At 55.4% G+C, this 12,596-nt stretch carries 13 protein-coding genes and 1 tRNA gene; 8 read left to right on the plus strand and 6 right to left on the minus strand.

The features are described 5' to 3' along the window. Positions 1 to 3: 3 nt before the first annotated feature. Positions 4 to 1,371, minus strand: coding sequence for a M23 family metallopeptidase (locus D0C27_RS06910; protein WP_026484381.1), 1,368 nt, complete (start codon positions 1,369 to 1,371; stop codon positions 4 to 6). 242 nt (positions 1,372 to 1,613) lie between these two features. Here D0C27_RS06910 and tyrS point away from each other — a divergent pair, with 242 nt between their 5' ends. From tyrS to D0C27_RS06950, 8 genes are all read left to right on the plus strand, one after another. Continuing rightward, positions 1,614 to 2,840 carry a tyrosine--tRNA ligase gene (gene tyrS / locus D0C27_RS06915; RefSeq protein ID WP_009460677.1) on the plus strand — a complete coding sequence of 409 codons (1,227 nt, stop codon included), beginning with the start codon at positions 1,614 to 1,616 and terminating at the stop codon, positions 2,838 to 2,840. A 19-nt stretch (positions 2,841 to 2,859) separates the two neighbouring features. Beyond that, entirely contained in the window at positions 2,860 to 3,495 is a 636-nt protein-coding gene (locus D0C27_RS06920) for a YbhB/YbcL family Raf kinase inhibitor-like protein (protein WP_009460679.1), read from the plus strand. Positions 3,496 to 3,678: 183 nt separating this feature from the next. Continuing rightward, positions 3,679 to 4,929: a serine hydroxymethyltransferase gene (gene glyA / locus D0C27_RS06925; protein ID WP_009460681.1), complete on the plus strand. Its 1,251-nt coding sequence runs from the start codon at positions 3,679 to 3,681 to the stop codon at positions 4,927 to 4,929. A gap of 36 nt (positions 4,930 to 4,965) precedes the next feature. After that, positions 4,966 to 5,427 carry a transcriptional regulator NrdR gene (gene nrdR, locus D0C27_RS06930; RefSeq protein ID WP_003801815.1) on the plus strand — a complete coding sequence of 154 codons (462 nt, stop codon included), beginning with the start codon at positions 4,966 to 4,968 and terminating at the stop codon, positions 5,425 to 5,427. A gap of 4 nt (positions 5,428 to 5,431) precedes the next feature. Further along, on the plus strand, positions 5,432 to 6,580 hold the full coding sequence (gene ribD, locus D0C27_RS06935) for a bifunctional diaminohydroxyphosphoribosylaminopyrimidine deaminase/5-amino-6-(5-phosphoribosylamino)uracil reductase RibD (protein ID WP_137430664.1): 1,149 nt from the start codon (positions 5,432 to 5,434) through the stop codon (positions 6,578 to 6,580). Positions 6,581 to 6,720: 140 nt separating this feature from the next. Next, positions 6,721 to 6,811 (plus strand) — tRNA-Ser (locus D0C27_RS06940). Between the two features lie 356 nt (positions 6,812 to 7,167). Then, positions 7,168 to 7,506 carry a hypothetical protein gene (locus D0C27_RS06945; protein WP_137430665.1) on the plus strand — a complete coding sequence of 113 codons (339 nt, stop codon included), beginning with the start codon at positions 7,168 to 7,170 and terminating at the stop codon, positions 7,504 to 7,506. A gap of 12 nt (positions 7,507 to 7,518) precedes the next feature. After that, positions 7,519 to 7,863, plus strand: a complete 345-nt coding sequence (locus tag D0C27_RS06950) for a hypothetical protein (protein ID WP_035270526.1) — start codon at positions 7,519 to 7,521, stop codon at positions 7,861 to 7,863. Positions 7,864 to 7,895: 32 nt separating this feature from the next. On the opposite strand, the gene D0C27_RS06955 is transcribed toward D0C27_RS06950, so the two are convergent. The 5 genes from D0C27_RS06955 to D0C27_RS06975 all read right to left on the minus strand — a co-directional run bounded on the left by D0C27_RS06955 (position 7,896) and on the right by D0C27_RS06975 (position 12,496). Continuing rightward, positions 7,896 to 8,327 (minus strand): hypothetical protein, encoded by a 432-nt coding sequence (locus tag D0C27_RS06955; RefSeq protein ID WP_137430666.1) that lies wholly within the window; start codon positions 8,325 to 8,327, stop codon positions 7,896 to 7,898. Between the two features lie 43 nt (positions 8,328 to 8,370). Then, positions 8,371 to 9,279: a helix-turn-helix domain-containing protein gene (locus tag D0C27_RS06960; protein WP_137430667.1), complete on the minus strand. Its 909-nt coding sequence runs from the start codon at positions 9,277 to 9,279 to the stop codon at positions 8,371 to 8,373. Between the two features lie 656 nt (positions 9,280 to 9,935). Next, positions 9,936 to 10,343, minus strand: a complete 408-nt coding sequence (locus D0C27_RS06965) for a YgiW/YdeI family stress tolerance OB fold protein (protein ID WP_137430668.1) — start codon at positions 10,341 to 10,343, stop codon at positions 9,936 to 9,938. Positions 10,344 to 10,430: 87 nt separating this feature from the next. After that, a complete protein-coding gene (locus D0C27_RS06970) occupies positions 10,431 to 11,831 on the minus strand; it encodes an ATP-binding protein (protein WP_137430669.1) in 1,401 nt (466 codons plus the stop codon). Further along, positions 11,828 to 12,496 carry a response regulator transcription factor gene (locus D0C27_RS06975; protein ID WP_009460700.1) on the minus strand — a complete coding sequence of 223 codons (669 nt, stop codon included), beginning with the start codon at positions 12,494 to 12,496 and terminating at the stop codon, positions 11,828 to 11,830. Before D0C27_RS06975 ends, D0C27_RS06970 begins: the two co-directional genes overlap by 4 nt. Positions 12,497 to 12,596 lie beyond the last annotated feature (100 nt).

The following is a 12,596-nucleotide window of genomic DNA, read 5'->3' on the forward strand; positions in this document are numbered from 1 at the left end:
GGTTTAGCGGCTGGCCAGCTTTACGGGCTCAGCATCTGTGTGCAGCAAGGCAAAGCTGTTCTGGTAGGAAGCCAGGGTTTGCTGGAACTGCTTGCGCTGCGGGGCATCCAGAACGCGTGCTACTGGCAGGTCTACCGACAGGGGATCAACGGCTTTCTGGGCGATACGGAATTCGTAATGCAGATGTGGGCCTGTTGCCCAGCCCGTCGAACCCACATAGCCAATCAACTGACCCTGTTCTACGCGGTCGCCTTTGCGCAGTCCAGCGGCAAAGCGGCTCTGGTGAGCGTACAAGGTGGTGAACTGACCGTGATGCTTCAGGATGATCGTGTTGCCGTAACCATTTTGGCGGCCAATAAACTCGACTGTGCCATCCGCGGTAGCGTGGATGGGGGTGCCGGATGGGGCAGCATAGTCCACACCCTTGTGGTCACGCCATCCGCCATGCACCGGATGGCGGCGACCGCCAAAGGTGGAGCTGATGCGGGTGAACTTCAATGCGGTGCGCAGGAAAGCGCCTTTCAGGCTTTGGCCGCTGAAGTCGTAATAACCGCCGGAGCCATTTTCAGGCTGGAACCAGGCGGCCTCATGAGTTTTGCCCTGATTGATGAATTCCACTGCCAGCAAGCGGCCCGAACCCACGTCCTGGCCTTCATGACCGTAGGACTCGTAGACCACGCGGAAACTGTCGCCTTTGCGCAGATCTTTCAGAAAGTCGATCTTGCTGCCCATCACATCCGCCATTTGCAGCGTGATGTTGTCGGGGATGCCGGCCTGATCGCTGGCGCCAAACAGCGAGCTGTTGATCGTGGCTTGAGCCACGCGCACTCGGGTCTGGGTCAGGTCGGTTTGTTCCTGGGCGATAAAGCCATTGTTACCGTCCGGGCGTACTTCCAGCCAGCTGGCCAGACCTTGGCCGGACTGATCGGAGTAGGGGGTATGACGGTAGCGCAGCCATTGCAAATTGCCATTGGCATCCAAGGCAGCTTGGATGGTACGGCCAGGGTAAAGCTTGTAGATGGAGCGCGCTTTCTTGTCGTGCGTCAGAAATTGCAACAAGCCTTCTTCACTGACTTCCATGCGCTGGAGCAGGGCGGACAAGGTGTCGCCACGGCGGATGCGGGTTTCAGTAATGTAGGCTTGCTGGTCCTGGGCCTGCAGCACGGTCAGGTCCGATGGCAGGGTCAAGGCGGTGCGGGCTTGGTAAATCTGGGGTTCCGGGCTGCTGGGCATCACCACGGCAAGTGCACCGGCGGCTACAAAAGAGCCAAGAGCAAGCGTGATCAAACCGGCACGGATAAAAAGGGCTCGGGCGGACCGAGGCTGGTGGATGTTGAGGTGGGAGGAGGAGCGTTTCCCTTTGCTGAACATAAAACCAGAACCTTGTTGGACGTACGGTTTACCGTCCACCCGGCTGGCAGGCGGAGGTCAGTTGTACTGGGCGGACAGAACATTCCAGCCCTGGCGATCTGACCTGCGCGGGAATGATAAAATAATTCGGTTTACGAAACCTTGCTCAATTCTTAAGCACGTCTCGCAATAGCAGGCTATCCTAGCGCATTAGGCTTAATTTTTCGAGCATTTTTACTCATTAGTTTGTCACCAGATTTGTTATGTCATCCCCCTCAGAGCCCCTTTCTCCAGAAGTCCTGGCTGATTTAGCCATCGTCAAACGCGGCTGCGACGAATTGCTCGTCGAATCCGAGTTTGCCCGCAAACTGGCGCGCAGCCATGCAACAGGACAGCCGCTGCGGATCAAGCTGGGTCTGGACCCCACGGCTCCCGACATTCACCTGGGGCACACAGTGGTGCTCAACAAGATGCGCCAGCTGCAGGATTTGGGGCATACCGTCATCTTTTTGATTGGCGACTTCACCTCCACCATTGGTGATCCCAGCGGCCGCAACACGACTCGTCCGCCCCTGACGCCCGAGCAGGTCATTGCCAACGCCAAGACCTACTACGATCAGGCTGCGCTGGTTCTGGACCCGGCCCGTACCGAAGTTCGCTACAACTCGGAGTGGTGCGACAAGCTCGGTTCGCGCGGCATGATTCAACTGGCTTCGCGTTACACCGTGGCCCGCATGATGGAGCGTGATGATTTCACCAAGCGCTTCAAGGCGAATCAGCCTATTTCGGTGCACGAGTTTTTGTATCCTTTGCTGCAAGGCTACGATTCGGTTCAATTGAAAGCGGACGTGGAATTGGGCGGTACCGACCAGAAATTCAATTTGCTGGTGGGTCGTGAATTGCAAAAAGAATATGGTCAGGAACAGCAATGTATTTTGACCATGCCATTGCTGGTGGGTTTGGACGGCGTAGAAAAAATGTCCAAATCCAAAGGCAATTACATTGGTATCAGTGAAACGCCGGACTCCATGTTCGGCAAGTTGATGTCCATCTCCGATACCTTGATGTGGCGTTACTTCGAGCTGTTGTCGTTCCGTAGTCTGGAAGACATCGCTGGTCTGCAAAAGCAGATTGAAGAAGGTCGTAACCCACGTGAAGTCAAAGTGGAGCTGGCACAGGAGATCGTCACACGTTTCCACAGCGCCCAGGCCGCCGAGCAGGCGCTGGAAACTTTCGATGCCCGTTTCCGTCGTGGCGAAATGCCCGAGGACATGCCCGAGGTAACCGTGGCGGGTGAACTGGCCTTGCTGCGTGTCTTGCGCGAAGCAGGTCTGGTTGCCTCCGGCAGCGAAGCCCAGCGCAATGTGGAGCAGGGCGGCGTGCGCATCAATGGCGAACGTGTGGACGATAAAGGTTTGCAACTGGAGCCGGGCAGCTATGTGCTGCAAGTGGGCAAGCGCAAGTTTGCGCGAGTCACTTTGACCGGCTGATTGATTGTGGAGGTCTGCAATGAAACTGCGTAGTGATTCTTTTCAAGATCAGAGCGTGATTCCCGAGCGTCTGGCGTTTTGCCGTTACGACGCGCAATCGAGAGTCGCCTTGGCCGGTAACGCCAATCCGCATCTGGAATGGTCCGATGTTCCCGAGCAGACCCAATCCTTTGTGGTTATTTGCCACGACCCCGATGTCCCCAGTAAACCGGACGATGTGAACCAGGATGGGCGCGAGGTACCGGCGGATTTGCCACGGGTGGATTTCTTTCATTGGGTCTTGATCAACATCTCGCCCGAGCTGCGTAGCCTGGCAGAAGGCTCTTATTCCAAGGGCATCACGCCACGCGGTAAAGCCGGTCCACTGGCTCTGGACGATACACGCCAGGGCGTGAACGACTTTACCAACTGGTTTGCCAGCGACCGCGACATGAACGGTGATTACTTCGGCTACGACGGCCCGTGCCCTCCGTGGAACGATGCTTTGCCGCACCGTTATGTCTTTACGGTTTATGCCCTGGATATTGCCGAGCTGCCTTTGGAAGGTCGCTTCAATGGCCAGGACGTGTTGCGCGCCATGGAAGGTCATATTCTGGGTCGTGCATCCCTGACCGGTATGTATACCCTGAATCCCCGTTTGATCCAGCAATCCTGATTCCCCAGGGCGGACTGTTTGAGTTTTTTTCATATTCTCTTGAGTCCGCCTGCCGCCGCCTTACTTATTTCCATGTTTTTTGGGGTTTCTGCCACCAGAGACGTTTGTCTCGGTGGTTTGACGCGCTTCCGCGCTAAAATGTTGCTTTCTTAGTTTGCTACCACTTTATCCTTAGGAACCCTCATGTTTGACCGTTCTGCGACTCTTGACAAAGTTGACCCCGATCTTTGGGCTGCGATTCAAAGCGAAGATGTGCGCCAGGAGCAGCACATCGAGCTGATCGCCTCGGAAAACTACACCAGCCCCGCCGTGATGCAGGCCCAGGGCACACAACTGACCAACAAATACGCGGAAGGTTATCCTGGCAAGCGCTACTACGGCGGTTGCGAGTTCGTGGACGTGGTCGAGCAACTGGCTATTGACCGTCTGAAAGAGCTGTTCGGTGCAGAAGCCGCCAACGTGCAGCCCAACTCCGGTTCGCAAGCCAACCAGGGCGTGTACATGGCTGTGCTCAAACCCGGTGATACCGTTCTGGGCATGAGCCTGGCAGAAGGTGGTCACTTGACCCACGGTTCCCCCGTGAACGCATCGGGCAAGCTGTACAACTTCGTATCCTACGGTCTGGACGAGAACGAAGAGCTGGACTACGACGAGCTGGAGCGCCTGGCCAAAGAGCACAAGCCCAAGCTGATCGTGGGTGGTGCTTCGGCTTACGCCCTGCGCATCGACTTCGAACGCATGGCTCGTATTGCTCATGAAAACGGCGCCTTGCTGATGATCGACATTGCCCACTACGCCGGTCTGGTTGCTGGTGGTGCTTACCCCAACCCCGTGCCTCACGCTGACTTTGTGACGTCTACCACTCACAAGTCCCTGCGCGGTCCTCGTGGTGGCGTCATCATGATGAAGGCCGAACACGAAAAAGCCATCAACTCGGCTATTTTCCCCGGCATTCAAGGCGGTCCACTGATCCACGTGATCGCTGGTAAGGCTGTTGCGTTCAAGGAAGCTCTGGCTCCCGAGTTCAAGACCTACGCTGCTCAAGTTGTGAAGAACGCTGACGTTCTGGCCCGCACTCTGGTTGAGCGCGGTCTGCGTATCGTGTCCGGTCGCACCGAAAGCCACGTCATGCTGGTAGACCTGCGTCCCAAGGGCATCACCGGTAAAGTGGCTGAAGAAGCACTGGGCAAGGCTCACATCACGGTCAACAAGAACGCCATTCCTAACGACCCCGAGAAGCCATTTGTCACCAGCGGCGTGCGTTTGGGTACTCCTGCCATGACCACTCGCGGCTTTAAAGAAGCCGAAGCGGAATTGACGGCGCACCTGATTGCTGATGTACTGGACAACCCTCACGACGAAGCCGTTTTGGCGGACGTTCGTCGCCGTGTACACGAGCTGACTGCCAAGTTGCCCGTTTACTCCTCCAAGTAATCCAGCCGGAGCGGGCCGTGAGGCCCGCGATCTTGAATGAAGTGTCCGTTCTGCCACCATGCCGATACCCAGGTGATCGACTCTCGAATCACCGAAGAAGGCGACGCCATACGGCGACGTCGTAAATGCTCGGCCTGTGAACGGCGCTTCACGACTTACGAGCGTGCCGAGCTGAGCCTGCCGGTTGTGGCCAAGCGCAATGGCACTCGTATGGATTTTGACCCCGCACGTTTGCGGGCGAGCATGGGTGTTGCACTGCGCAAGCGTTCCATCCCCATGGCTCAGGTCGATGCCGCTGTGCAGCGTATCGAAGAAAAACTTCAACTGACTGGCGAGCGCGAAGTTTCCTCCGAGACCATAGGCGAGCTGGTCATGGCCGAGCTCAAGCAGTTGGACCAGGTGGCCTATGTGCGCTTTGCCTCGGTCTACAAGAGCTTTAAAGACATCCGCGAGTTCGTAGAGGCGATCGACGAAATGAACGATCCCGACCGCGGCTAAGGCTATGGTCGAGCAAGAAGACGTCATCTGGATGCGGCAAGCCCTGGAGCTGGCCGAGAAATCCCTTTATATCAGTGCCCCCAACCCGCGAGTCGCCTGCCTGATCGTGCGCGATGGCCAATTATTGGCTTCGGGTTCAACACAGCAAGCGGGTGGCCCTCACGCCGAAGTGATGGCCTTGCGCCAAGCCAAAGAGCGCGGCGTCAGTGTGGCCGGTGCGACCTTCTACGTCACCCTGGAGCCTTGCAGTCACCACGGGCGAACCCCTCCTTGTGCCGATGCGCTGATCAAAGCAGGCGCTGGGCGTGTTGTCTTTTCCATGTACGACCCCAACCCCTTGGTGGCTGGCAACGGCGTTTCACGCTTGCGTCAGGCGGGTATTACCGTAGATGGCCCCTTGTGTGTAGAGCAGGCGCTGGCGATCAACGCCGGTTTCTTTGCCCGCATGACACGTGGGCGTCCCTGGTTGTGGATGAAGATGGCCGCTTCGCTGGATGGCCGCAGTGCCTTGCCGGACGGTCGCTCTCAATGGATTACCGGGCCGCAGGCTCGTGACGACGGTCACCACTGGCGCGCCCGCAGTTGCGTCGTGCTGACAGGCATCGGAACCGTGCATGCCGATAATCCCTTAATGAATGTGCGTGCGGTTTCTACGCCGCGTCCCCCGATCAAGGCTGTGCTGGATACGCATTTACGCATGGACCCGAAAGCTGCCTTGCTGGACAGCACGCCGTGCTGGGTATTCAGTCACCGTCGTGATCCCGAGCTGGAGGCGGAGCTGGCAGATCGAAATGCACAGGTTATTCCCATGCCCTTGCACGAAGGTCAGGTGGATGTCCGTGCCGTTCTGGACTGGATGACAGATCAACAGATCAATGAAGTCCATGCAGAAGCCGGTGCTCGCCTTTCCGGTGCCTTGATTGATGCGGGTGTAGTGGACCAATTACTGATGTACCTGGCCCCCAAGATCCTGGGGCAGGGACGAGGCGTGGCCGATATTACCGAACTGGCCGGGCTGGACGATGTAGAGCCGTTTGAATTTACCGATGTGCGCTTGCTGGGTGCCGACCTGCGCGTCCTGGCGCGCCAGCGCGATCATTGGGAAGCCTTGCTGCGAGCGGTGGGTGGAGCTTATCCGCCGGACTCGGAATAAGCTGTTTGTACGCTTTACTGTTTAGTTGCTACTAATTAGCCGAAGAAAGAATTTGAGCACTTGCGTTACAAGGATAAGTGCTGCTATTATTATGGACTTGGCGTTAGCAGCTTCAAATTGCTTGGCCAAAAGAACAGTTAGGACAGGTGGCCGAGTGGTTGAAGGCGCACGCCTGGAAAGCGTGTATACGTTTATAGCGTATCGGGGGTTCGAATCCCCCTCTGTCCGCCAGAATTCAAAAGCCCTCGCACAGTAATGTGTGGGGGCTTTTTTCTTGGCTGCGTTTTATAGAGCCGGTGAAATTAATAATTTATGTTTAGCCAAGCTCTGCGTCGTTGCTGCAAAAAGGGTCGCTGACTGGAAACCGAGCAAGATCAGCGCAGGCCTTGAGAGTCTTGCCTTTGCTGGCTGCTCGATTTAGATAGGAGATTTTGAATAACTATTTAATAAATAAAGGATTGGTTTTTAACAGTTAGAGCAAGGAACTGATTGTGCTGGTCTGTACGTCTATTTTTGCTTGGATACAATAAAAATCGGGTTTTCCAGATTCTTAATATTGGCCAAAAAATAGATGCCGAGGGGAAGTTATGAAATTAATGAATAAAGCATTGCTGCTTATCGCCTCTACGGGAATAGTAGTGGGCGGAGCGGCTCAGGCCGGTTCTGTCACAATTTCGTCCGACAACCCTCGGGGGGAAGTGCATTTCAACTTGTCATGTACATTTCCAGACGGTGAGGAAAGCGAGGTGGCCCAATACATTATTCGGGGCGAGAGATCAGAGTCTTACGAAGAGGATGGATGCAAGAATTTCAACGCCAGATTCTTCAAGATTTCTCATAATGGTGAAGTGACCTATCGTTTAAAGGCCGGGCATTCCTATACTTTTCAGTGGATGGGAACCTATTGGGATCTATTTGAGGATTGAAGGGGGGGCGCCATGAGATTTTCTATTCGACAATTGGGCGGCGGTACCTTGCTGTCTTTGGCCTTGGTGGCCCCCTTGATGCAGGGCTGCACGACTGTTCAAGATAGTCGCGTCGTAGCTGCGCAGCAGGATATGTCGTTCAAGACCTGGCTGGATGGGTTGTTGGTTCAGATCAAGGCAAATCCTAAATATGATCGTTTGCCTATTAACTCTAAGGCGCAGGAAGAACAGTTCTTGGTGTGGCTGCATGATGCATTTCGAGGTGAAATCAGCAAACATGACCTGATGCGAAATATTAATAGCACCTATCCAGGTCATGAGTACGAGACGTCTTATATCGTCTCTCGTCTGCCTTAAGTAAAAATGGGTTCCTGATGGGAACCCATTTTTCATTCTTTTGACCGAGTCAGCACGCCTGCATCCTCATAGATATCTAACGGCCTATCTAAGGCAGCCGTATTTTCCGGGTCTATCAGTTGTAAGGTGTTGGCGGATCGGATACCGAAGCTCCATGTGTCGCCTGTCCGTCCTGGCACCAATTGCAAGATGGCGTGCTTACCTTGACGGTCTACTGACCAAGCACCGTGTATGGGCGTGCCAACGGCGTCTCCGCTGAGTACGTAGCTTCCTTGCGGCTTCAAGGTCAGTTTGATGTCGTCGCCTACAAATGTCCCGGCTGGCAAATTCGCTGCGTGGGCTTGATTGGTTTCCCGGCTTTGATGTGGCGCATTTTGTGTGTCCAGATTGGTAGCTTCGCCAGGGGCTGGAGATACGCCAAGGAAAAGTGCAAGTAGTAAAGGGGGCAAGCGGTAGGGAGTCATACGTTGTAATCCGAGGTCAATAGTGTTGGCTCAGCGTTGTGTATCAGGATTTTGTAGGATGAGCAGGCAGGGTGCAGCGCGCTTGGAAGGTCTGACGCTCAGAGTGACGGATCTGCGACGGGTTTTTCCCCCAGGCTTTCTTCATGGATGCGCTCATATGGCTGTTGCTGGAAAAGCCTGTGAGCTGGGATATTTCGTATAGCGAAGTGCTGGATGTCTGAATCATTTTTTTTGCTAACTGCAAGCGGGTGGTGACGACGAATTCGTGAGGCGTTTGGCCTAGGGATTGCCGAAAGGCTCGGGCAAAATGACTGGGAGATAGCCCTGCGATTCGGGCGAGTGTTTCGACGGTGATCTTCTCGGGCAGATGGCTATGGACGTAATCGATGACTCGGCTGCGCATCATGGGGCTCAGACCGCCGGTGATGGGCATATCATGAGTAGATCGCTTGTTCAGACTGGTGTAGGTGCGCAGGACATGTATGCCGAAAAGCGTCAGTAGGGATTCGAGGCACTCTTCATACCCGAAGGAAGCGCATACCAGTTCATTGCGCATTTCCGCAGCAATGGCCAGCGCTTTTTCATCCACAACACCCAATCTGGGTAGATGAAATTCTCCGGGATCCTCTCCCCATTCGCGGCCGCTCAACTGCAGCAGCCGCTTTTCTGTCATGGCAATCAACATGGTGTGTTTGGTGTACCGCCAGGTTGAAAAAAGCTCTGAGTCCTGAGGCACGATTTCGATGTTGCCTATTGGCGCAAAGCCGGTCAGACGACGGTCACTGTTGATGGCCAGGGTGCGCTCGGGCTGGGCGCTGAGCATGATCAGGAAAAAATAGGCCTTAGTCTTGAGGTGGATGGAGGCCGGATCTATCTGAGCGTCAGCTATGGCTGCGCCGACAGATTCAAATCGGTATCCCCAATGTTCTGGTATGGATTCCAGAATACTCAATTTCTCTGCTCCTCTGACGTTAGCTCTGCTGGGATGTAGTTATGTTCGAGTATGTGCTGTGTTTGCCCATCTACGTTTTACAAAATAAATAAACAGGTAGAGGCGCAGGTTTATTACATCCGAACACTTATGAAGATTGCAGACCAACCCTCTGAATTTCTAAAAAAAAGGTCAGTTTAAATAAAAAAAAGCAGAGTTTTGTTAGGGTATGGGATCTGTGTAGGGGGAAAGTACTGGCCAACCTGAAAGTGCTTGTATAGCTGCTGTGTATGTTGAAAGCATGGCAGCTTTACGCTGCTTGCTCCACCGTGCTTTCAACCTGCGCAATTTTTCTACAAATTTTGTCGAACGTGACTGCTCGGAAGTCCTGGATGCCAATAGTTTCGAATATGTATTGCAGATACGGCGTCAGGTAATCGGTTTGTGCTCTTTTTTAACGATGCTTCTGCAAACGCTTCGTCAGGTTGGAGGAAGGGTTGTTGGCGGGACTTGAACCTGGCGAAGAGAAAATTGTGCGACGATGGCTGGTGGCGACTGCCAAGGGAGAACGGACAAAAGGGGCGGGTAATATTCCCAATAGCCAGCTGGTGGGGTCCCATTGCTCGCTTGGCTGACTGTTGGATATTGGACACCGCCCGTCTTGTGGCTAGGCAGGATTAAGGCAGCAGGCTCAGGCGGTCGACTTCAAATTCAGTTTTGCGCAGGCCTTTGTCGAACTCGCCCGTCAGCTCCACTTTCTGTTCGGCGCTGATGGTTTGACCAGCCGGAAAGTCCTTGTTGTCGATCTCTACCGTGATACGGCCGGTGGCATCTTCAAAAATATAGCGCTCATCACCTTCAAACGACACCAGACGGCCTTGCAAACGCGCGATTTGATCGTCGCGGCCGGTTTCCAGGAGCTGCTTGACGGTCATGAGCGGCACATTGTTAGGGCCAGAGTAGGAGCCGGCAGCCGGGGCGGCTTGAGGTGCATTGCTTGGGCCTGTGTAGTTGGCTGGTTGCGCGAGGGCAGCGGTGGCGCTCAGAGCAAGTACGGCGGCAAGAGTGGGTAAAGTGAATCGCATGATTGGGTTTCCTGTATCGGGTTATCGGGTCAATGTTCCGCCGATTGCGGAATGGTTTTATTAGACCCCCCGAACCTGAAGGCAATCTTAAGATACGTAATTGGGTGGGAAATCCAGCACGACACTCAGACCCTGGCCGTCCAGCCCCTCTTCAAAGGAAAGCGTGGCCTCGTGCAAGGCCGCGATGCGGGCCACGATGGACAAACCCAGTCCGTTGCCTGTTTGGCCGGTTCCCAATACGCGAAAGAAGCGTTCTCCCAGTCTGGGCCGTTGTTCGGGGGGGACGCCAGGCCCATTGTCTCGGACCGCAAGGCGTACACCGCCATCGTGTCTGCGTGTTGTTTCGACCCGTACTCGGACGCCTGCGCCGCCGTAGCGAATGGCATTGCCAATCAGGTTACGTAAAGCGCTATTTAACAGCACTGGCGCCGCCTGTATGCTTGTGACGGCCAGGGCTCTTTCCATGTTGATGGATGTCGAAGGCAGGGATGGAATCAGACTGTCCAGGACCTGATTCAGGTCTACGGTTTCACGCTTCAAGGGTTCGGCCTGCGGCTCCAGTCGCGTCAGGGCGAGCAGGCTTTCTACCAGGGCGGTACAACGGTCCAGGTCTGCGCGTAATTGCTGCAGATGGGCGTCAGGCAGTTGCAGTTCGCGCTCAATTAGTTGAACGCGCATGCGCAGCCCGGCCAAGGGCGTACGCAGTTCGTGTGCGGCATCGGACGTAAAGCGCCGTTCACTTTCCACTGCTGAAGACAAGCGTGCCATGAGCGCATTCAATGCATCCAGCATGGGTTGCAGCTCGCGTGGGGGATTTCCGCCTTCTACAGGAGTGAGGTCATCGGGCGATTTGGAATTGATGCGTTTAGCCGTGTCCTCCAAAGGACGCATCAGGCGTCGGATCAGGAACCAGCTGGATAGACCCAGCAGCGCCAGTAGTCCCACTGCGGGCCAAACCAGGTTCTCGGCCATGTCTTCAAGCAGTTCCAGGCGTTCTTCCATAGGCTGGCCAACCTGGGCTGTGACCCCTCCGGCTCCGGGGCGGACGTAAACCCGCCAGAGTTCGTCATCAACCCAGACAGTGGTGATTTGCTTGCGTTTCGCCTGGGGGATAAAAGCCGTTTTGGGAGTGTCGTCGCCGCGCAGCAGTACCCGGCCATCTGCGGCCACGAGCTGGTAATACATGCGCAGCTTGAGAGCCGCGTCACGGTTCAGTCGTGTGTCTGTAGTATTGGCAGAAGCCTGCGCCTCTTGCGGGTCCAGCATCAGTACCAGACGCGCCCCTTCTTCAAGGGCATCATCAAGCACATCGCCGGTTGCGTGCCAGGCCACCCCGACTACGATGGCCAGGCTGATCAGCCACAGCCCAATACTGGTGCCCATGACGGTAAGCAGCAGACGACGTCGTAAGGACCAGCCTTTCGGGCGTGACACCGGGGACTTGGCGGTAGAGCGGATACGCGTTAGTTTCTGGAGCAGGCTTTTCATGCGGGTGCCAGAACGTAGCCTTGATTACGTACGGTGACGATGAAGTCACTGCCCAATTTCTTGCGCAGATTGTAGATGTGTACTTCGATAGCGTTGCTCTCCACTTCTTCGCTCCAGCCATAAAGGGCTTCTTCAAGCTGGGCACGACTCAGAATATGGGTGGGATGATGCATCAAGGCTTGCAGAACAGCGAATTCGCGTGCAGTTACGGCCACAGGCTTGTCGTTCAAGGTGACGCGCTTGGCTGTCGGGTCAATGGCGACGGGACCGTGACGCCATTGGGGAGAGGCTTGGGCGGCACTGCGGCGCAAGGCCGCACGTACTCGCGCGGACAGCTCTTCAAGATCAAATGGTTTGACCAGATAGTCGTCCGCGCCCAGATCCAGGCCCTGTACCCGGTCAGCCAAGGTATCGCGAGCAGTGATCACAATGACGGGCACTTGTGCGTGAGATCCGCTGGCTCCTCGCAGACTGCGTAAAACCGCATCGCCATCCACACCGGGCAAGCCCCGATCCAGCAAGATGCACTGATAGGTATGAGTGGCCAGGGCTGTGGCAACTTGATCGCCACGTTGCAACCAGTCCACAGCGTAGCCGTCCAGATGCAGCCAGGACTGCAAGGAACTGCCCAGCGAAGGATCATCTTCGATTAAGAGAATACGCATGTGCAAAGCCTGGCAGGGAAAGATGAAGGGAAACTGATGTTGCTGCGGGGTATGAGGTAAAGCAGGGGCAAGCCCCTACCTTGTTTGTATAGCGACTGTG

The sequence above is a fragment of the Alcaligenes faecalis genome, from assembly GCF_005311025.1.
In the GTDB taxonomy this organism is placed as follows: domain Bacteria; phylum Pseudomonadota; class Gammaproteobacteria; order Burkholderiales; family Burkholderiaceae_B; genus Alcaligenes; species Alcaligenes phenolicus.

Bases quoted from the DNA above. Each gene is read 5' to 3' on its own strand.
- D0C27_RS06910 (WP_026484381.1), bottom strand. From the start codon at position 1,371: ATGTTCAGCAAAGGGAAACGCTCCTCCTCCCACCTCAACATCCACCAG.
- tyrS (WP_009460677.1), top strand. From the start codon at position 1,614: ATGTCATCCCCCTCAGAGCCCCTTTCTCCAGAAGTCCTGGCTGATTTA.
- D0C27_RS06920 (WP_009460679.1), top strand. From the start codon at position 2,860: ATGAAACTGCGTAGTGATTCTTTTCAAGATCAGAGCGTGATTCCCGAG.
- glyA (WP_009460681.1), top strand. From the start codon at position 3,679: ATGTTTGACCGTTCTGCGACTCTTGACAAAGTTGACCCCGATCTTTGG.
- nrdR (WP_003801815.1), top strand. From the start codon at position 4,966: ATGAAGTGTCCGTTCTGCCACCATGCCGATACCCAGGTGATCGACTCT.
- ribD (WP_137430664.1), top strand. From the start codon at position 5,432: ATGGTCGAGCAAGAAGACGTCATCTGGATGCGGCAAGCCCTGGAGCTG.
- D0C27_RS06945 (WP_137430665.1), top strand. From the start codon at position 7,168: ATGAAATTAATGAATAAAGCATTGCTGCTTATCGCCTCTACGGGAATA.
- D0C27_RS06950 (WP_035270526.1), top strand. From the start codon at position 7,519: ATGAGATTTTCTATTCGACAATTGGGCGGCGGTACCTTGCTGTCTTTG.
- D0C27_RS06955 (WP_137430666.1), bottom strand. From the start codon at position 8,327: ATGACTCCCTACCGCTTGCCCCCTTTACTACTTGCACTTTTCCTTGGC.
- D0C27_RS06965 (WP_137430668.1), bottom strand. From the start codon at position 10,343: ATGCGATTCACTTTACCCACTCTTGCCGCCGTACTTGCTCTGAGCGCC.
- D0C27_RS06970 (WP_137430669.1), bottom strand. From the start codon at position 11,831: ATGAAAAGCCTGCTCCAGAAACTAACGCGTATCCGCTCTACCGCCAAG.
- D0C27_RS06975 (WP_009460700.1), bottom strand. From the start codon at position 12,496: ATGCGTATTCTCTTAATCGAAGATGATCCTTCGCTGGGCAGTTCCTTG.